This window comes from Spirosoma sp. SC4-14 (genome assembly GCF_037201965.1).
In the GTDB taxonomy this organism is placed as follows: domain Bacteria; phylum Bacteroidota; class Bacteroidia; order Cytophagales; family Spirosomataceae; genus Spirosoma.
Genome location: NZ_CP147518.1, coordinates 5669336 through 5688877 on the forward strand (window position 1 = coordinate 5669336; position 19542 = coordinate 5688877).

Annotated in this window: 20 protein-coding genes; 14 read left to right on the forward strand and 6 right to left on the reverse strand. The window is 46.7% G+C overall.

Annotated features, from left to right (window positions below; all coding sequences use genetic code 11):
- Positions 1-25 precede the first annotated feature (25 nt).
- From WBJ53_RS23200 to argH, 4 genes are all read left to right on the forward strand, one after another.
- Positions 26-1285 (forward strand): MFS transporter, encoded by a 1260-nt coding sequence (locus WBJ53_RS23200; protein ID WP_338870606.1) that lies wholly within the window; start codon positions 26-28, stop codon positions 1283-1285.
- Positions 1189-1932, forward strand: coding sequence for a pyridoxamine 5'-phosphate oxidase family protein (locus WBJ53_RS23205; protein WP_338870608.1), 744 nt, complete (start codon positions 1189-1191; stop codon positions 1930-1932). Before WBJ53_RS23200 ends, WBJ53_RS23205 begins: the two co-directional genes overlap by 97 nt.
- Positions 1929-2414 (forward strand): hypothetical protein, encoded by a 486-nt coding sequence (locus WBJ53_RS23210; RefSeq protein WP_338870610.1) that lies wholly within the window; start codon positions 1929-1931, stop codon positions 2412-2414. The genes WBJ53_RS23205 and WBJ53_RS23210 overlap by 4 nt, the downstream gene beginning before the upstream one ends.
- A 153-nt stretch (positions 2415-2567) precedes the next feature.
- The gene (gene argH / locus WBJ53_RS23215) at positions 2568-3920 is read left to right on the forward strand and encodes an argininosuccinate lyase (protein WP_338870612.1); all 1353 of its coding nucleotides are present in this window, start codon (positions 2568-2570) and stop codon (positions 3918-3920) included.
- A 68-nt stretch (positions 3921-3988) separates the two neighbouring features.
- Here argH and WBJ53_RS23220 read toward each other — a convergent pair whose 3' ends face one another.
- A complete protein-coding gene (locus WBJ53_RS23220; protein ID WP_338870614.1) occupies positions 3989-4858 on the reverse strand; it encodes an SMP-30/gluconolactonase/LRE family protein in 870 nt (289 codons plus the stop codon).
- Positions 4859-5081: 223 nt separating this feature from the next.
- On the opposite strand from WBJ53_RS23220, the gene WBJ53_RS23225 reads away from it, so the two are divergent.
- Entirely contained in the window at positions 5082-5261 is a 180-nt protein-coding gene (locus WBJ53_RS23225; RefSeq protein WP_338870616.1) for a hypothetical protein, read from the forward strand.
- Between the two features lie 107 nt (positions 5262-5368).
- On the opposite strand, the gene WBJ53_RS23230 is transcribed toward WBJ53_RS23225, so the two are convergent.
- Positions 5369-6625 carry an MFS transporter gene (locus WBJ53_RS23230; protein ID WP_338870618.1) on the reverse strand — a complete coding sequence of 419 codons (1257 nt, stop codon included), beginning with the start codon at positions 6623-6625 and terminating at the stop codon, positions 5369-5371.
- Between the two features lie 179 nt (positions 6626-6804).
- The gene (locus tag WBJ53_RS23235) at positions 6805-7227 is read right to left on the reverse strand and encodes an Hsp20/alpha crystallin family protein (RefSeq protein ID WP_338870620.1); all 423 of its coding nucleotides are present in this window, start codon (positions 7225-7227) and stop codon (positions 6805-6807) included.
- Positions 7228-7561: 334 nt separating this feature from the next.
- On the opposite strand from WBJ53_RS23235, the gene WBJ53_RS23240 reads away from it, so the two are divergent.
- Positions 7562-8902 carry a tetratricopeptide repeat protein gene (locus tag WBJ53_RS23240; protein ID WP_338870622.1) on the forward strand — a complete coding sequence of 447 codons (1341 nt, stop codon included), beginning with the start codon at positions 7562-7564 and terminating at the stop codon, positions 8900-8902.
- An 83-nt stretch (positions 8903-8985) separates the two neighbouring features.
- On the opposite strand, the gene WBJ53_RS23245 is transcribed toward WBJ53_RS23240, so the two are convergent.
- Positions 8986-9756: an AMP nucleosidase gene (locus tag WBJ53_RS23245; protein WP_338870624.1), complete on the reverse strand. Its 771-nt coding sequence runs from the start codon at positions 9754-9756 to the stop codon at positions 8986-8988.
- A 30-nt stretch (positions 9757-9786) separates the two neighbouring features.
- On the opposite strand from WBJ53_RS23245, the gene WBJ53_RS23250 reads away from it, so the two are divergent.
- From WBJ53_RS23250 to WBJ53_RS23265, 4 genes are all read left to right on the forward strand, one after another.
- Positions 9787-10230 carry a type I restriction enzyme HsdR N-terminal domain-containing protein gene (locus tag WBJ53_RS23250; RefSeq protein ID WP_338870626.1) on the forward strand — a complete coding sequence of 148 codons (444 nt, stop codon included), beginning with the start codon at positions 9787-9789 and terminating at the stop codon, positions 10228-10230.
- A 505-nt stretch (positions 10231-10735) separates the two neighbouring features.
- On the forward strand, positions 10736-11053 hold the full coding sequence (locus tag WBJ53_RS23255; RefSeq protein ID WP_338870628.1) for a hypothetical protein: 318 nt from the start codon (positions 10736-10738) through the stop codon (positions 11051-11053).
- A gap of 375 nt (positions 11054-11428) precedes the next feature.
- Positions 11429-12127 (forward strand): hypothetical protein, encoded by a 699-nt coding sequence (locus WBJ53_RS23260; protein WP_338870630.1) that lies wholly within the window; start codon positions 11429-11431, stop codon positions 12125-12127.
- A gap of 209 nt (positions 12128-12336) precedes the next feature.
- Complete coding sequence (locus tag WBJ53_RS23265; RefSeq protein ID WP_338870632.1) at positions 12337-12993, forward strand: hypothetical protein; 657 nt, start codon at positions 12337-12339, stop codon at positions 12991-12993.
- Between the two features lie 185 nt (positions 12994-13178).
- Here WBJ53_RS23265 and WBJ53_RS23270 read toward each other — a convergent pair whose 3' ends face one another.
- On the reverse strand, positions 13179-14300 hold the full coding sequence (locus tag WBJ53_RS23270) for an IS110 family transposase (RefSeq protein WP_338870634.1): 1122 nt from the start codon (positions 14298-14300) through the stop codon (positions 13179-13181).
- 515 nt (positions 14301-14815) lie between these two features.
- On the opposite strand from WBJ53_RS23270, the gene WBJ53_RS23275 reads away from it, so the two are divergent.
- Together WBJ53_RS23275 and WBJ53_RS23280 are read left to right on the forward strand one after the other, a co-directional pair.
- On the forward strand, positions 14816-15181 hold the full coding sequence (locus WBJ53_RS23275; protein ID WP_338870636.1) for a hypothetical protein: 366 nt from the start codon (positions 14816-14818) through the stop codon (positions 15179-15181).
- A gap of 469 nt (positions 15182-15650) precedes the next feature.
- Positions 15651-16526 carry a hypothetical protein gene (locus WBJ53_RS23280; protein WP_338870638.1) on the forward strand — a complete coding sequence of 292 codons (876 nt, stop codon included), beginning with the start codon at positions 15651-15653 and terminating at the stop codon, positions 16524-16526.
- Between the two features lie 176 nt (positions 16527-16702).
- On the opposite strand, the gene WBJ53_RS23285 is transcribed toward WBJ53_RS23280, so the two are convergent.
- Positions 16703-17653, reverse strand: coding sequence for a transposase (locus tag WBJ53_RS23285; protein ID WP_338870640.1), 951 nt, complete (start codon positions 17651-17653; stop codon positions 16703-16705).
- A gap of 524 nt (positions 17654-18177) precedes the next feature.
- Here WBJ53_RS23285 and WBJ53_RS23290 point away from each other — a divergent pair.
- Complete coding sequence (locus WBJ53_RS23290) at positions 18178-18561, forward strand: energy transducer TonB (protein WP_338870641.1); 384 nt, start codon at positions 18178-18180, stop codon at positions 18559-18561.
- A gap of 86 nt (positions 18562-18647) precedes the next feature.
- Positions 18648-19505 carry an Rpn family recombination-promoting nuclease/putative transposase gene (locus tag WBJ53_RS23295; RefSeq protein WP_338870643.1) on the forward strand — a complete coding sequence of 286 codons (858 nt, stop codon included), beginning with the start codon at positions 18648-18650 and terminating at the stop codon, positions 19503-19505.
- The last annotated feature ends 37 nt before the right edge of the window (positions 19506-19542 follow it).

The window sequence follows — 19542 nt, forward strand, 5'->3', positions numbered from 1 at the left end:
CCTTGCTTCGTTGTACCTTCGTGCCATGTTTCAGCACACCATCCGGCTTTATCAGAGTGCCTATCGGGGACTACCACCATCGGTATGGTTACTGGCAGGGGTTATGTTCATTAACCGATGCGGAACCATGGTTCTGCCCTTCCTGACGCTCTATCTCACGCAATATTTACACTTTTCGGTAGCTCAGGCCGGCATTATTATGGCGGTTTATGGCATGGGGGCTTTTGTTGGTACCTTCATTGGCGGTCGACTTACCGACCGATTTGGCTTTTATTATATTCAGCTATTCAGCCTGCTCTTTGGCGGATTCTGGCTTATACTACTTCAGTTTGTCACTAATTTCTACGCCCTCTGTGGTTGTGTTTTCACCTTCACTCTCCTTGGCGATTCGTTTCGGCCAGCCAATCAGGCAGCCATTGCCTATTATTCGGATATTGGCACCCGAACGCGTGCGTTTTCGCTCAACCGGCTGGCCATCAACCTGGGTTGGGCCATTGGCGGAGGCATAGGCGGCTGGCTGGCCAGTATCCAATATAATCTGTTGTTCTGGACCGACGGACTCACCTGCCTGCTGGCGGGAGTTGTCCTTTGGCTCTTCCTGCCTGTTCCTCACCAGACCACACCGGCTAACCTTGCGCCATCAGAACCAGCGACCCTAAAAACCACTTCGCCCCAAGACTCGCCGTATCGGGATAAGTTGTTTATCGCTTTTGTCCTTTGTGCCGCTTTATATCTGGCCGTGTTTATGCAGTTATTTTCAATTGTGCCACTCTTTTTCCGCGAAATTCTGCAGATGAAAGAATCCGCCATTGGCTTCATTATGGCGCTCAACGGTCTGATTATAGTGGTTGTTGAGATGGCACTTGTCTATAGCCTGGAGCAGCAAAACCACTCAAAAATTCGCCTGATCATGATTGGCATTACTTTCACCTCGCTGGCTTACCTGAGCCTGGCCTTTGCCAACCTGCACTGGTTCGGCAGCCAAAGCGCGGCACTACTGTTTATTCTGCTGGCTACAGTTGGCGAAATGATGTCGATGCCCTTCATTCAGGCATTCAGTGTCGAACGATCCAGACCGGCAACACGAGGCCAATATATAGCACTCTATTCGATGGGTACGGCTTTAGCGCAAACCACTGCTCCGGCATTTGGTTCCCAAATGGTGGCGTCGTTTGGCTTTTCGACCCATTGGATAACGGCTTCTATTATCTGTATGCTGGCATCTGGCGGATTCTGGCTCGTTGGTCGGCAATTGCAACAGGCGGGTCGGCCAACGAGCAGGTAACGTTTCGTAAACTGCTCGACAAAGCACAGCCTACAGGAGTTTCGCTTACCTTGCAGCCAAAAATCATCACCTTTAGCAGTATGGGCAAGTTTCATGATTCCATAAAGCCAGCGCATAAAGACTTTATCGAAAAACAGCACATTTTTTTTGTTAGCTCAGCCCCACTCAGCGCAAGTGGCCGGGTCAATCTTTCGCCCAAAGGGCTCGATGCGTTTCGGGTTTTGTCAGAAAGCAAGGTCGGCTATATGGACCTCATCAGCAGCGGCAACGAAACGTCGGCGCATACGCTCGAAAACGGACGCATTACGTTTATGTTCTGCTCATTTGACGAAACGCCCCTCATTCTTCGACTATATGGCAAGGGCTGCGCCGTGCTGCCCAACTCCGACGAATGGGAGCAGTATGCTCCGCATTTTAGAACGTACTCCAGCACCCGTCAATTGATCGTTGCCGACATCGATCTGGTGCAAACATCCTGTGGTTTTGGTGTACCGCTCTATGACTATGCTGGCGAACGCGACATTCATTTCAGATGGGCCGAAAAAAAAGGCAAACAGGGGTTATCGGACTATATCGATGAAAATAATCTGATTAGCCTCGACGGTTTACCAACCGACCTGGGCCTGAACCGGCAACCTGTCAAATGAACGCCTTCGCTAATCGTCCAAAAGCCCTGCCAACCATTTTCGTTGCAGGAGTTGCCGCGGGCACCCTCGATGCGTTGGGAGCCATTCTGATTTATGTGGTGCTGCCGGGCAAGTCGTCTGTACTACCCATTTTTCAGTTTATTGCGAGTGGTGCGGCTGGACCGCGAGCCTTCAACGGTGGCGTGCCAATGGCCTTTTACGGCTTATTCTGGCATTTTATGATCGCTTTTATCTTTGCTGCTTTTTATTACCTGCTGGCTACCCGTATCCGATTCCTGATCAGTCAGCCAACTATCTGCGGTATTGCCTACGGTGCTTTCGTGTGGCTGGTTATGAATTTCGTTGTTGTTCCCCTCTCGGCTACCCCAAAATCGCCGTTTTCGGTCACGCTATCGGTCATTCTGGTCTTTATCTGGCATTTATTCTTTGTTGGTTTACCCATCGCGCTGATTACAGCCCGGCGTTTTTTAGGCAAATCTTAAGCTACCCTGCGTTTCAAACCCGACATCTTTACGACCTTTGTGCTTGTTCATTGGCATTGGTCATCAGCCATTGGTCGTTGCTAAACTATGCTAACCTGCCAATGAAAGCTGACTAATGGCTAATGCCAATCCATAAAAAAACATTCTTTCACTTTGAAACTCTGGCAAAAAGAAGGCGTTACGACTGCCGAACAAATTGAACGCTTCACGGTTGGCCGCGACCGGGAGATGGATTTATACCTGGCTCCGTTCGACGTGTTGGGTAATCTGGCTCATGCGCAGATGCTCGAAACCATCGATCTGCTGACCCCGCATGAGCTAAGTCTGCTACAAACCGAACTCAAAACTATTTATCAGGATATTGAAGCCGGTGAATTCCAGATCGAAGAGGGTATCGAAGATGTTCATTCGCAGGTCGAATTGCTACTAACCCGTACGCTGGGCAATGTTGGCAAGAAAATTCATTCAGGACGATCGCGCAATGATCAGGTACTGGTCGATATAAAACTTTTTACCCGCGACCGGCTCTGGCGCGTAGCCGAGGCTACCCGACGTGTGTTCGACCGGTTGATTAATCGATCCGAACAGCATAAAGACGATCTGTTACCGGGCTATACGCATCTGCAGATTGCCATGCCATCGTCGTTTGGGCTGTGGTTTGGAGCCTATGCGGAAGCCCTTGCCGACGATATGCTAACGTTGCAAACGGCCTATCGGCTGGCCAACCGCAATCCGCTCGGATCAGGCGCAGGCTACGGTTCGTCGTTTCCGCTCAACCGAACGCTGACCACAGAACTGCTGGGCTTCGAGGGTATGCATGTCAATGTGGTGTATGCCCAGATGAGCCGGGGAAAAACGGAGCAAACGGCACTTACGGCATTGGCAGCTATAGCAGCTACCCTCTCCCGAATGGCGATGGACATCTGCCTGTATAATAGCCAGAACTTTGGGTTTCTGACCCTACCCGATGCCCTCACAACGGGCAGTAGCATTATGCCGCACAAGAAAAACCCGGATGTGGCTGAGCTCTTGCGGGCTAAAACGAATCGGCTGAAAGCGCTGCCAATGGAAGTAACGCTGGTAATGAGCAATTTACCCTCCGGTTATCACCGGGATATGCAATTGCTGAAAGAAATTCTGATGCCCGCCTTCGACGAACTGCTCGACTGTCTCGACATTACCGACTTCATGCTGGAGCATCTGGAAGTTAAAACCAATCTGCTCGATAGTTCGCGCTACGATCTGCTCTTTAGCGTCGAACGTGTTAATGAGCTGGTGTTGCAGGGAGTACCTTTCCGGGAAGCGTATCAGACGGTCGGCAAAGAAATCGCCGAACATACTTACCTTCCGCCACGTGAATTACACCATACCCACGAGGGTAGTATCGGCAATCTGGGCAATCCGTTGATTGTCGGTCAAATGCAGCAGGCAATGGCCGGTTTCAGAGCCGACCGCACCCAGGAAGCGATCAGCCAGCTACTGGGCCGAACAAGCTCTGGAAATTAGTCGTTAGTCATAAAGTCATTGGTCATGAAAAAAACAAATGACCAATGACTTTATGACTAATGACTAAGCTATTCAACTTTATACGCTACCAGACTATTCTTATAGAACGTTGGCACGACCAGCAGTTTCTTCTTAACAACATACTCAATATCAGCCGAATTTACTTTATCGGCGCGGGTATCCAGTAGTTGCTCTTTAGTACCATCGGCATCGATATGAAAAATCCGACCGTTCCAGTCCGATACGAAATAGTTTCCCTTACCATCCGATACGATACCATCAGTATTCCCCATGCCATCGGCTATTGGCGTAGCGGTTTGAGTGTTCAGGTCTAATCGGCACAAAGCCCCAATTTTCGTACTACCAATCATTAGCTCGCCTTTGCGGGTTGCCAAAACGCCATTGGGGCTGTTGAGCCCTCCACCATCAATCAGCAACTCCCACTTTTCATCTTTCAGCCGGTATAGCTTGTCGCTGCGATTGTCGGATACATAGACCGTTCCATCCTTATCGACCGTTACATCATTCAGAAACGCGCCTTTGCCGATGGCATCCCAGGTCTTCTCGGCCTGGCCAGTTGCAATATTGATTGCAACCAACCGATAAACATCCGCAACATAAAGTAAATGTTTGTAGATACCCATGCCTTTAGGAGCGTTCAGACCCGATGTCCAATGCAGGTTTTCAATCTTGCCACTGAGCGAAACTTTTGAGATAAATCCATTTCCATCCAGTCCGTCGGGCTTACCATCGATATTTGCCACATAGAGCGTATTCTTCCCATCGAACAAAACAGACTCAGGTGTTCGCAGGGTCGTATCGGTTTCCCAGGCCTTTGTGAGCTTAAGTGGCTTTGGCCGAACGGCCGATGGAGACAGGGCGGCCAGGCCAGCCCCCATGCATACAACCATAGTTACAAACAGAAATTGTTTCATCATCCAACTTGACAATCAATTGATTAAAAAAAACGAAAAAATTTTGTTGTATCATGCCGGGGTGTCATCAGCTTTACGGCCTGTCCGAAACGGAAACTATATAATATTTCTAATCGACAAATAATCTACTAAATCCATATGCAAAACAATCTAAAATAGGATCAGTTTAACATCTCGCACGCTAAAAACAAAGGTCATGGAAAATTATCAAGCCAGCGTTTCTCCAATGCAACCGCAAGTTAACCAACTCAAAGACAGCATTCGCGACATGGTCCAGTTGCAACGTGATTACCAGCTTTCAGATGAACTGTTCTGGGAAATTTTCAACGCCAGGGTGCTGCTCAACGAGCAGATCGATGTAAATGCTTACGTACGCGATCTTAATCTGCCAACCAGTCGTTACTGATGTTTCCTGCAACGTTGCCTACAGTCGCCCGATTTCTCGTCAAAAAACCAGCAATCAGGCGACTGTTTCTTTTTTCTAAAACGGTAAGATACTGCTACAGACAATTGCTAGCTCAACCGGACCGCAAATAGCTCCTTCGATCGGGTATAGACATAGGCTACTACGCCCAGCGTAACCACTCCGCCCAGTGCTACAGAGGGAACTGTTCCGAGCAACCGGGCCAGCAATCCGGATTCAAACGCACCAATTTCGTTCGATGAGCTTACAAAAATCCCGTTTACGGCCGCAACACGCCCCCGCATATGATCGGGAGGAAAGATCTGTAGAATTGTTTGCCGGATTATCACGCTCACGCTGTCGAAAGCGCCGGTTAGGGCGAGCATAATCAGCGACAGATAGATATTGGTTGAGAGCGAAAAAACGATTGTAGCGACCCCAAAGCCCGCTACCGCCAGGAGCATATTCCGCCAGGCATTATGGGTAGGTGGGTGTTTGGTCATATACGCCATGGTCAGTAATGCACCTATTGAAGGCGCTGCCCGAAGAAAACCAAGCCCTTCGGCGCCAACGTGCAGAATATCTTCGGCAAAAACCGGTAGTATAGCCACCACTCCCCCAAAAAGCACCGAAAACAAATCGAGCGAGATAGCGTAGAGCACAATTCGTGTTTTAAACACAAACCGAAACCCTTCTTTCAGACTTTCGCGCAGGCTCTGAGTGGGTGCTTCGTTTACGGGAACAGGCTTCGATTTAATGAGGCTAATCAGAAACAGACAAACCGCAAACAAGCCAATTACCACAATCAGTGTATTGTCGAAACCAACCCAGTTATAAATAAACCCGGCAACACCTGGCCCCACAATAGCCCCTGCCTGCCAGAACGAACTACTCCAGGTTGCCGAATTGGCATATAGCTCACGCGGCACCAGAAACGGCTTCAGCGACGAACTAGCGGGCGAATAAAATCCTTTTGCCGTGCCAATCAGCATCAGTACGCCATAGATCGTGGCCAGCCGCACCGTTTGCGACAACCCCGCCACAACCGACGGCTGGAAAACAAAATACAGAATGACCGAACCGAACAGAATAACCAGTGAACTCCACTGCAAAATCCGTTTTTTATCGCGTCGGTCGGCCAGATGTCCGCCAAACAGCGACAGCGCAATAAACGGCAGTGCTTCGGCCAGTCCAACAAGTCCCAAGGCCAGCGGATCGTGCGTGATTTTATACAGTTCGTAGCCCAAAATAACTTCCTGAATCAATAACGTAACCGTCATCAGGAAGCTGTTCATTACAAAATAGCGAAAGTCAGGAATGCGTAGCGAGGCATAGGAATCAATGGGAGGAGTACTATCGGTAACCATGTGTTGAGATGCTGATCACCTGCTTAACTGTTTAAATTGTTTTTTTGTCCCTAAAAGCACTGGATAATTAGTCATTTGTTTTATTCTAGTGTGCAATGACCAAGCCACAAAAAAATGGGTAACCGACGCCCTACTGGCTGCCGGTTACCCATTCGCACTACGATCAATTGCCTGCTAACTTAAGCTACAGCAATTTCTTTCACCACTTTTTCTTCCTTCACTTCAACCTTCGGCAATTCAACCGTCAGGATACCATCCGTATAAGTCGCCTTAATAGCGTCGGCATTTACTGTTTTAGGCAAACGGAAGCTCCGTTCGAAGGCGCTAAAACCAAACTCATGCCGCGTAAATTTAGGCGATGTTTGATCGGTTTTTGTTTCGTGCTGATAAGCAATCGTCAGCGTATTATTTTCAACGTTGACCTTCAACTCTTCTTTTTTCAGGCCAGGAGCTGCCAGCTCAAGCTGAAAAGCGTTGTCAGTTTCTTTAACGTTTACGGCCGGAACGTTAGGATTAGTGTTGGCATACCGATGGATGACAGGACGGCCATAAAATGGATTGAAGAAGGTAGGAATGCGGTTATATCGAACTAAAGTTGCCATGTTTTTCGAATTGTTAAGATCGTGTATCATCGAATACACTCTTCTATAGGCAAACCATATACCAAAGCTAACCAGCGCGTTAATTATGACATTTTGACATAATTAATCTAATTTCGCACAAAATAATAAGACAAAATGTCACAATTTTCTATACTTTTACTGACCGCTACTGTCTGGGTGGCAAGCTAAAAAATCATTGTCACAGGTATCCTATTTTCGCATTGTGCTGACAAACAGAAATTTAACATATATAGTCTTTTGTCTACCGCGCCCGAACGCCTAATTTTAGCCCTCCAAATAAAATTGACTCACCAAAATTTTCGTACCCTTATCTATGAAGCAACCTCTTCTACCGTTAACTGTACTGTACTTATTGATTGGAATAACGCTCAGGGCTTCGGCTCAGCAAACGGCTGTCGATTTTTTCGAGAGTGGAATTGGCAAAAGTAAAGCGGGCGACTTTACGGGTGCTCTTCAGGCTTTTAGTATGGCCATCACCATGAATCCCGAAAACTCAGCCAGTTACTACAACCGGGGGCTTGCCAAGGCCAATCTGAAAGATCATCGGGGAGCTATTCTGGACTACGACCGGGCCATTGAACTGAATGCGAAAGATGCCATGGCTTACCTAAGCCGGGGCGTTAGCAAAAGCAAACAGGACGACGACCGGGGTGCTTTGCTCGATTTCAGCCGGGCCATTGAACTCAACCCCGATGAACCACAAGCCTATTATAACCGGGGCATCAGCCGCAGCCGACTGGAGCAGTATCGGGGGGCTTTGGCCGACTTCTCGAAAGGAATTGAACTTGATCCGGCCAATGTGAACCTGTACTATGCACGTGGCATTACGAAGCAGAAACTGGAGGATTATTCGGGTAGCCTGGCCGACTTTACAAAAGTAACCGAGATGACCCCTAAACGGAGTCAGGCATTTACGGGCCGGGGTATTTCGAAAGTTGAATTAAACGATTTCAACGGGGCCGTTGCCGATCTCAACAAAGCCATCGAACTGAGCCCTCAGGATGCCGAAGCCTTTTTCTATCGGGGGTATGCCAAAGGGAAACTGGAAGATTTTAAAGGTGCCCTCGCCGATTATGATCGGTCGATTGCGCTCAAAAACGACAATTATAAAGCCTATTATGGGCGTGGGTTTGCCCGCGGCAAACTCGGCGATCAGAAAAGTGCCGTTCAGGATTTTTCGCAGGCTATTGAAATGGGCAACTCGAACAACGACACCAAAGTTGTTTATAGTGGCCGCTTATCCCGCGCCACGCTCGACAACCTTCGGAATCTGGTACAGGAGCACGACCGCATCAATGATCTGTCGACCGAGCGAGCCGAAGCTTATTTCAGCCGTGGCCTCAGCAAGAAAAAACAGGGCGATCAGAAAGGAGCAATTGGCGATCTTAACAAAGCCATTGAGCTGAATCCAACGTATGCTGAAGCGTATTTTTCGCGCGGGCTGATCAAGTCGGCGCAGGGCGATCAGCGCGGGGCCATTACCGACTGCAACAATGCCATTAAAATCAACCCGCGCTACAGTGAAGCCTTTTATGTTCGCGGCCTGATCCGGCATAGCCTGGGCGACGAAAACGGCGGCTGTCTGGACCTGTCGAAAGCGGGCGAACTCGGCTACACGCCTGCCTACAAAGTCATTAGCGATTTCTGCAACTAGGCGCTCATGGGGATTAGTGATTAGTATAGAAGCCTTTTGTAAGGCAAAGCGCCAATGACTAATCCCCAATAACTATTGACTATTTATTCAAACTTGAGGTGTTTTACCGAATCGCCCGACATTTCGAGTTCGATCAGGGCATCGATGCCAATGTCGAGGTGTTTGTTCACAAACTGAGTTGTCACACGCTTGTCGCTTTCTTCGGTTTTGACACCCTCGGGCACGAGTGGATTATCGGATACGAGTAGCAGTGCCCCATGTGGTATTGAATTCACAAAGCCAACGGTGAAGATGGTGGCTGTTTCCATATCGATAGCCATCGTACGAATCTCGCGCAGGTAATCCTTAAACGGCTCGTCGTGTTCCCAGATGCGCCGGTTGGTCGTATATACCGTACCGGTCCAGTAATCCATCTCGTACTTCTTTATGGTCGACGACACCGCCCGCTGCAACCGGAACGATGGTAGGGCCGGAATTTCGGGGCGCATATAATCATTACTGGTTCCATCGCCACGAATAGCGGCAATCGGCAGAACCAGATCGCCGATCTGCGTTTTTTTCAGCCCACCGCATTTTCCCAGAAACAACACGGCTTTGGGTTTCACGGCCGAAAGCAGGTCCATCACAGTGGCGGCCATGGGGCTACCCATTCCGAAATTGATGATGGTAATGTTATTAGCCGTAGCTGTTTGCATAGCCCGTCCAACGCCATAGACCTCTACATCGAACTTTTTGGCAAACATCTCAACGTAGTTGATGAAATTGGTGAGCAAAATATATTCACCGAATAGCTCGATGGGCGTGCCCGTATAGCGGGGCAACCAGTTTTCAACGATTTCTTCTTTTGTTTTCATAGTGTATGTTAGAGTGAGTAACTTTGGAGCATGGTCGCGTTAAACCTGCCCGCTTTTGATTGCAAAACTAAGCAAGTCGACGGGAAACCCTATATTTTCGATTTACTGCGCCGGAAGTACGTGCGTCTTTCGCCCGAAGAATGGGTCAGGCAACACATTGTCAACCTGTTGCTCACGCATTATGCTTACCCGAAAGCGCTTATTCGTATGGAAGGTGGTCTAACGCTCAATATGACCCAAAAGCGTACCGACATAGTGGTATTCGACCGGCAGGGACAGCCCTTTCTGGTTGTCGAATGCAAGGCTCCGCACGTTCCGCTCACCCAGGCCGTTTTCGATCAGATTGCCCGCTACAATCATGTCCATCGCGCTCCGTATCTGGTCATTTCCAACGGCCTCACCCACTATTGTTGTGGTATCGACCACGACACCGCCGACATTCGTTTTCTGGACGATTTCCCGGCGTTTGTATAAGCAGGGAAGTTCACTTTTATTGCTATTTCTAAACGAGGTAGTTGATACGTTGCCTTACCTACCGTTTAGTCACTTCGAAAACTCTAATTTGTTATTTTCATAGGCAAGTTATTTATTTGGAACGAACCCTAATCGTATTTATTGGTTTCAAAAATTAGCGGAACTAAAAATAATTGATAACCTGCTTGTTAGCTGTCGATAGTTCCGCTAATTCGCGTACAATACTATGTTGGGTGGCCCGAACAGCCAATAACGTAGCAGTCGGCTTGCGTGCGACAGAAAGCACGTCTCGATAAGCAGATTGTTTGGTTCGTTGGTTGGCCTCGGTTGACAAAGGGCACGGCTCGACAGGAGGCTTTTCAGGCTCGTTTGGTGGCCTCGGTTGACAGCCATAACTTGAATGTCAGGAACGTGTCGGCATAACGGCTTCAGTCGACAAGCCTAAGTTGAGTTACAATCTAACATTTCATTCAACTTCTAAAAGGCTGAATAATTCAAAATCAGAATGGAGTATAAAAAGATAAAAGGAAACGAAATCGAAGGACATTTAGACATATTTTCCTACCAAAATGAGGATGATAAAAATGAAACAATCCTAATACATGGAGATTCAGAAGGACTTAAATCTCTAGCTAAATTACTCATAGATATTGCTGAATTGAATCAAGAAGAAGTTAACGATACAGACTTGCCAATTGGCGCAAGGGAGCATTATCATTTAAGCCCTGGGGTTGAACTATCCAATAGCTCAAGTGAAGTTATTGTAGGCCGACTTGACGCAAAAGGAACAGGTATTTTTTACGACAGATTTATTCCCAAATGAATAATTCGATTATTTGCGTTGTCATCGCTCCGCGTAGGGTAGCTTTCCTGTGACAGGACGCACGTCCCGCAGGAAAGCGGGTCAGCCCAACCAAACAAGGATGTAAAGGTGAAATGAACGTAGTGAAATGAGCTATTTTGAGTACCATCAACCCTTGTGGTCGTTGGGTGGCGGGAACAAGATGGGAGTAAAAGGCAGGTTACGGTCAACAGGTTGCACGTCTCGACAGGAAAGCCGTTTGGCTCGTTGGTCGGGTTACAGTCGACAGGCCAACCGCCCTGTAATTTGGGCTTTGACTAGTCAGGCGGGTTACTTTCGACAGGTAGCTCGTCTTGACTAAGCAATTTGATAGTTTCAATAGAAAAGGGATACAGTATGACCAGTAAGCTTATATTTCCTGTCAGCCTAGCTATTTGCTCTATTGTATTCATCGCTTGTAACAGCCAATCGCAACAAGAAGAAAATACTACATTATCTCAAAAGGGGAAAATTAAGATAGTTAGAACTAATGAAGTTTTAATGCCCTTTCCGACAATCACAGATTCTTTACTTAGGTTTGAAACTGCTACCACTTTGGGCAATATGAGCTTATTCCCATATGAATGGAGGCAACTTGAGTTCATTTCTAAAGCCCAAAAGTCTTTGATTGACCGAGAAATGGATAGTATAAATTACGTCTTCACCCATGAAATTCATACGAATGAAGGACACAACTATTTTAATCGATGCCATTATAGAAAACTTATAAACAAACCACTGAGTGTTCCGTATAAGAAGCTTATGGGGTATTTATCCTGTTATAATGACCAAGTTTCTGGTATAGACGGAGGGAATGGTGGGCAGATAAAAAAGGGTTTTTCGCTGATAGCTAATGGTGTGTCCTTCTATGGATTAAAGGACAATAAAGGGAACGTTAACGCTTTTTGCATTTTCGAAGATAATTCAGATTCGTTGAGTAATGTTGGTCAAAAATTAGAAAGGCTTTTGTCGTTAGAGAATTTGTATTTAGTTGATTGGGTAGGAAGGAAAGTAGTTGATGAAAAAAATATCAAGGCATTCTTGGCTAACCGTTGACAAGACCATTACGCTCCGCGTGGGGTTGCTTCCCGTCGACAGGCAGCACGTCCCGTGGGTAAGTCGCAGCCCAACATAATGAGTGTGTAAAGGTTCAGGTACGTTTGTTCAGTTGAGTTTCGAGATCACCATCAACACTCATGGGTGTTGGGTGCATACAACAGCGAAAACAACGTAGTGGGCGGTTCCGGTCGACACGAGAACCACCGGTGACAGGGTCGCTTTTGGGTTCGTTTGCTGGTTTCAGTCGACAACAGAAACGTAGTGACAGGCTGGCTTTATATTTTCAATATAAAAATATGATTGGGCTATTCTTCTTGATAATCCTGATAATTCTTGTGGGTATTCCATATGCACTTTACTGGATACCCAAAAAGTTAGGTTATCCAGGATTGGGCAGAGTTTTGTCATACAGTATTGGAGCAATTTTTATTTTATTGGTCTTCTTTGCAATTTTTGAGGACGCCCTATTCTCCAAGAGTGATGCAGAGGAACTGTTAGCCGAACAAAACACTAAATTGATAGGTGATTTTGATCTTTTAGAAAACAAATCAATGTCAGCTATTGGCGATTATTACCATACTTTCACATTGAAAATATCAGACACGGATAAACGAAGAATCATTCAATCTATCAGAAATGCATCTGATTTCAGAACCAAGAATACAGAAACTTGGATAGATGACAGTCTTTTTCAACAGCCAAACAGATATACGGGAAAAAAGATTATCCGAAATTATGAGACAAAGCCATACTTTATAAGGGAATTGTTTGAGCCTCAAGGCATTGGATATGCCCCAAAGTTTAGGAGAATAAAAATTAGTAAAAAAGACGATACACTTATATTTGAGGATATAGATGAATAGAATCATTTATTATCTGTGTATCAAATCGCGGGCGACAGGACACACGTCCCGAGGGAAAGCGGGGCAGCCCAACTAAAACAGGGGTGTAAAGGTTGCAGGTTGTTGCCGTTCAGGCACGTAGCGTGCTTAACCATCAACCCCTGTGTGGTACTGTCTTTAAATCCAAGAAAAACGCTATAATTTTTTCAAGATTCGACTAACTCGCCTATATTTACCCCTTCAAGCACGTCCGCTTGCGGTCGATGCAGCGTAGCCCCCTTGGTTGGGGCTACTTTTTTTTGCCCTGCACTCACAAAATTACCGTCATATTTCTCGTCCTTTTTCCACAATGCATAGATGAGGGTGAGCAATTTTCGTTGCACCGCCACATAGCCTTTCATCTTCACTTTGGTGCGCTCAAAGACCCGCTCGTATAACCCCACAAACGGTCGTTGCTCGTAGCGAACAACCATCAGCGAAGCCATGTGTAACCCGCGTCGAATCCGGGCATTACCCCGCTTACTAATCCGTGTTTTGCCCACTCGTTTGCCGCTCTGGTTTTCTACTACGTCGTAGCCCGCATAACTGACTAACTGCCGTTGATTCTCAAACAAAGCAAACTCATTGGTCTCTGTAATCAGGTTAGCAACGGTCAGTAAACCGACCCCCTTGATAGCGCAAATCTGCTCGACCTTACGCTTCCACTCCGCGTTCTGAGCAATGGCTTTGGCAATCAGTTTTTCGCACTCATCGATCTGTTTCTCAATCTCGGCTAGCAACTTAGCCATTTGCCTCTTCACTTCTTTCGCCTGATAGATTCCCTGTTCCAAGCTCATAAGGTGATTACTCACCTTCGTCTTAAAAACCTGTAAGTCAGCCTGCTGACGGGTTAGTTGCCGCAACTCATACATAGCTTGACTGATGGGACGCCAAACCTCCAGCCGTTGCTGACAGACCATCGTCGCCAGGGCCTGAGCATCTACTCCATCGGTTTTAGTTTTGATACCTAGTGCTTTAACATAGTACTTGGCTTTCTGAGGCAGTATCACGCATACATGCGCTCCTTTTTGGTGCAACGCCAACGCTAAGTGCTCGTAATATACTCCAGTCGCTTCCATGAGGTAGTGGGTTGGCACATGCGGGTGTTTGCCATGATGCGTACACCAGCGGTCGAAATCAGCATGGCCTTTAGGAGAATTAGCGAAACTATGAGTGGCTTTGATTTTGATGCGTCCGGTCGTATCAATAGCACTAAGGCAGGCGGCAAACTTTTCTTTGCCCATGTCGATACCGACACCATACTTGAGGGGAGTAAAAACGGTTTCCATTGGAATAATTTTTAAGAGATCAGGGGTTGGTTTTGCCATTAACTTTCCCGACTTTGCACATGATGCTGAATCGTAGTACAACCACGTTCTTAGGTACTGTTCAGGCTACTGGAAAGGGTGGTGAGCAGGGCAAAACCAATGAGCCAATGTCGTTCTAGTCAGGACGCATTTTCGTTGGGTTCAGGCTTTTTCTACTCACCAATGGCTTTATTCAAAATTGCATATTTTTAAGGGTAATTCCTGAAAAGCGAAGATATGGGTCGTTGGGTGCGGGTCCAGCCATCAAAGGGCATGAGCGTGTTCGTGGGCTTCGTGCGACAAGCCACACTTGCTTGATAGACAAGTATTTGTACTTATGTTTCAGGCGTCGTTTGACAATCCGAACGCTCCGGCTAGTGAGCCTGACAAGCCAAACGGCTCATTATAATAGCACTATAGTTGAGTACATTCCGTTCGACAAAACGACCATTTAGTAAAGATAGTTGGTGTAAATTTGTAGAAAGCACTTTTTGAAAATGGACAATTCGCAGTTGTTAACACTGATAATATCATTGGTTGCAATCATCGTTGCGTTTTGGCAAGGATTTCTAGCCAAGTCACAGTTAGATCAAGCAAAAGAGACGAAATCTGAAACCGAAAAACTACTCGATGAGATCAAACAAAAAGTGGTTAGAATTGAGGCTATTTCGGATGAGACTAGAAAAGATTTGAAAGAACAGATAACAAAGCTTATTGACAAGCAAGACGAAAACCTTAAAACGTTACTCAATGCTCCTAAAGAGAGTAGTCAAAACGAAATGCTAATGGCTTTTTTGCCCATGTTTTTGGAAAAGCCGGACTTGATGAAAACACTGATTGAACTAGGAAATCATCAAAAATAAAATGTTCAGTGTGGGCGGCTGTCTGGCGACAGGCCGCACGTCTCAAAGTCAGGCCGTGCAGCCCAACCGGCAGGGGGTGTAAAGGCAGGCGAGTACTTCGCCCGTTTCAGCTACCTTGCAAAGCCATCAACCCCCTGGGGCGTTGGGTGCATTGCCAAAAAGTAGTGTTCGTTTGTGGGCTTGCGGGCGACAGGGGAACCGTCTCAGCGGCCATCTTAGGGCTCGTTAGGCAGCTCCGGTCAACACAAGAATCGCCCCAATTAGGGAGACCAAAAGTATATTTGAAACTTAGTGCCGACACTAGAATGGCTCCGGTTGGGCCAGCAAAAAGTGGGTTTTCGACGTAGCGTTCGACACGGGCAACGCCCCCAAAATGAGTCGATTTAAAAACTGAGTCGTAGGTATAATGAACACAAAACTCGTAGATGCATTTGTCGTCTACAACGAACGATGGCCCCGAAGAGGCTATATGTCTGTACAGACATTTTTACTGATTAAGGGTGATATAATACTATTTGAATGGAATCCTGAGAAAAAAAGTAGAGCAATTAGGATTACCGTTGAGCAAACTGATTACAAAGCTGAGTATAGCCAGAATAGTATAATAATTGCTGACTTTCGAGTCATTGACACGGCTGATTTCATCATTCCACTTGATGGACTATACAATATCCTAATTGAAAATCCTAGTATAGAGGAAGAGCAAATAGGTCATTTGCAATTATTTAAGAAATGTGTTTCTCCGCAAGTTTGCCAGCAAAGTCCCTTCCCGGAAAGGTATTATGACTATCAATTAGCATATAATGGCTCGTTTTACAGTAAGCAGTGTAGAGATTGGGGGTATCGTACAGAATTTGGAGCAATGATAATTGAGCCCTATTTAGGCAGTGAGCCATTGAATTTGATTTTTGATTCAACTACAATGGACTTTGATGCTACTGAACTCAGTCCAGAAAGAATTACTAAAATGCTTTTTTTGAAAGCAAAAGAGGGAGTAAAGATTGTCATTCAATTATCGCCATATAAACTAGAAGGCCAAGTTATTGTCACTGAAGTCCACAAGTTAGATTCAATGAGTCTTTGGGGACGTCCCAATAATTGGTCTTATTTTATTGTTAATGAGGATTGTTGGCTGAAGATTGAGTCATTTGTTTATAACAGGTTGTTTGGTGATAAAGCGGAGTTACCAACGGATTTTGTGGTTATCAAAATCTATAGTGACCATTCATCAGACGTAGAATTATTAAATGAGTCGTATGAACTCCTAGAAGTTTACAATGAAGTTTTCAATCAATACGAATTAGAACCAGTAATGAAAGCAGCTAAATTGGCTCGTAAGTTGTAACAAATTACATGGGGCAGCTTACCGGCGACAGGATGCTCGCCGGTAAGGAAGGCGTTCAGCCCAACCGGCAGGGGGTGTAAAGGCAGGCAGGTACGTGCGTTGTTACAGCTTGTCTCCTCATCCATCAACCCCCTGGGTCGATTCCTATGTGTAATGCAAGCCTTGTTCGCTGAAAATTATCCTATTTTCGCATACACCTTCGTGTAGGCCGTTCCTCGTTCCATTACGGCCATAATCCGATGTACAATCTTATTTCGTACTGCGTTCAATACGCTCATTTTGCGCTTTCCGGCCCCAACCTTCCGCTCAAAATAATGCTTCAAATCGCCCTCCACCCGTACCGCTCCTAAAGCGGCCATATGCAATAAGTGTTTCAGCTTTTTATTGGCCATCGGACTCACCTGTGTCCGCCCCCGAACCGAGGTCCCTGACTCGTAGGCAAAGGGAGCCACACCCGCATAAGAGGCCAGTTTTTTGGGGTCATCGAAGCGGGTAAAGTTGGCCGTAAAAATCAGCATATACAGCGCCGTCTGTCGGCCTACGCCCGGTATCGACGTTAACAAATCAACGCGGGTTTGAAGGCCCCTATCGGCCTTGATTTCGGTGTCAATTTGCCTGTCAACCTGGGCAATCTGCTTCTTCAAAGCCAGCAACACCAACTCAGAGGTTTGCTCATGGAGTTTGAGCTCTTCCACTAGCCCCATCGCCTTGTAATCCTGAGCAATATCGGTAAGTTGTTTGGCCATTTCCATCAACCGCTCCCGCTGGCTGGCCAGTTGGCGCACTTTAGCTAACACGCTGTCAGTAAGACAGAAAAGGCGCAAGTCTTTCTGGTGGCGAAGGCTATAGGTCGCAATGCTTGGGGCATCGGCTTTATCGGTTTTTCCCCGCTTGACTCCCAAGCTTTGCTTAATCTGGACGGCCGATTGGAGCCACAGATCCCCACCCAGAGCATAGAAAAAGCTGACCATTGGCTGACAATAAAGCCCTGTATGCTCCATACAGATTAGTGTAGTGGCTTGGTCGAAGCCAGGCAGTTTTTGTCGCTTGCCTAGCAGGGTTTGCATCCCTGCTTTGGTATTAGTGAGGGAACACTCTAACAAACGATCTTCGGCCTTGTTGATCACACAGATAGCTAAGGTTTCCTTACCGATGTCAGCACCGATAAAATGGTTGTAGTTCTACATAGTTCTTCGCAGTTTTACAATGGACAACTAAAGTATGGCAACATATCGAAGGTAACCGCTCCGGCGGTCCGGTGTGATAGTAGGCCCCAAGCCTGAATTCCTATAGGTTCCCGGTTCTGCTCTCAAAGGGGTCAGCGGGGTCTGCATCGCACCGATAGGCCTGCTGCCTGGTTGGGTGATTAGCTCGACCCGCTGCCCTTTGAAAGTTCCTCTTTTTTAGCCACAAAGGCGAGACTTCACTCTTGGTTTTGTAACAGGAGCAAGCCTAACAGTTGGGTGAAAAGCCAAAATGGGAGTACAAGGCAGGTTATGGGCGACAGGCAGCGCGTCCCAGCGGTCAGGCTTAAGCTTTCATTTCGACGTTTCGGTTGACAGGATAAACGCCCCGGCTGGTGTAGCTTGGGCTTCAAATTCCAGTTCTCGGCTGACAAGGTGAACGCTTAGGTTAGTCATGCTTTATAATTATGGGATACCAGATTTTGCTTTCTTTGGCCGTTTTTGTGTTTTTCTCTATGCCCAAAGCCCAGATAAATGCGCAGCCATTGAAAAAAGTGGAACCTGAGTTTATTGGCGGTAAAGCTAAATTTGGCTCTTTCATTATGAAGAACTATTCTTATCCGAGCCAAGCACTGAAGGCTAACGTTACGGGGCAAATCGTGGTACGTTTTCGAGTGACTCAAAATGGAGGTATTGATAGCGTTCAAGCCACAAAACATTATGGTTTTGGCACTGGCGAGGAAATTGTTCGAGTTATCAAGCTAACCAGCGGACAATGGAAACCGGGTAGAATAAATGGCAAACGTGCAGCGATGTTTGTTACAATGCCGATGTATCTTGAACCTGACTAAAGCGGATTTTGTGTTGTTATGCGCTCCGCGTGGGCAGGCTTCCGCTTACAAGAAGCACGTTCCTATCTTTCGAGTAACTTTGCCCAATGGAGACAGGCGTTTACATTCCCATTATTTCAGACTACGGTTTCAAAGCCACTTTCGGCAACGAAGCTGACAGTTTATTTCTTCGCACAGCTTTACAGGCATTGATCAAATCGGATACGCCTATTCGGGAAGTACATTTTGACAAGAATGCGTTTGAGGCACTGACGGTTGACAGCCGAAGCGGGATTTTTGACGTTTCCTGCACCGATGAGCAGGGCAATCATTTCATCGTGGAGATGCAATTGGGCTATGCTCCCCATTTTGTGCAGCGTATGAAGTTCTACGCCCTCCACCGCTTTAACCCGTTGGTGGAACGTGGTGAGTTTGACTACGCCAACCTGCCCAGGCTGTACACCATCGCCTTCTTGGAAAAAAGCATCTTGCCAGTGGCAAACTTTCACACAGTAGCAAATCTGAGAAGCGAATTCGGTGAAATCATTGATAGCCAAATGACGTTTATCATCGTAGAATTGGCTAAGTTTACTAGGCAAGTAGCTGATATAGAAACCGATTTGGAAAAACTGGTTTATACCATGAAGACGCTTCACACCACCGAACCTACGCAGTATCCGGCTTTCTGGAATGAGGAATGGCTTAAAAGAGCGATTGACGAATTGGACACCCGAAAGATGACTCCAGAAGAGCGGGCCTATTTTGCTCGTGTGACAGCGGCCAACGCCGAAGCGGTTAAAGCTGAGAAAAAGCGGATTGAAGAAGCCGAGGAACGTAGAGAAAATCTTGTAAAAAGCGAAACAGTCAAAAATCTTTTGAGTTTGGGTGTTTTGACAGTCAGTCAAATAGCCCAAACCGTCGGTGTAAGTGAAGAGCTGGTTCGCAAAATCTCTGGCGACAGGTAGCGCGTCCCAAAGTCAGAGGTTTGACAGCCCAACCGTC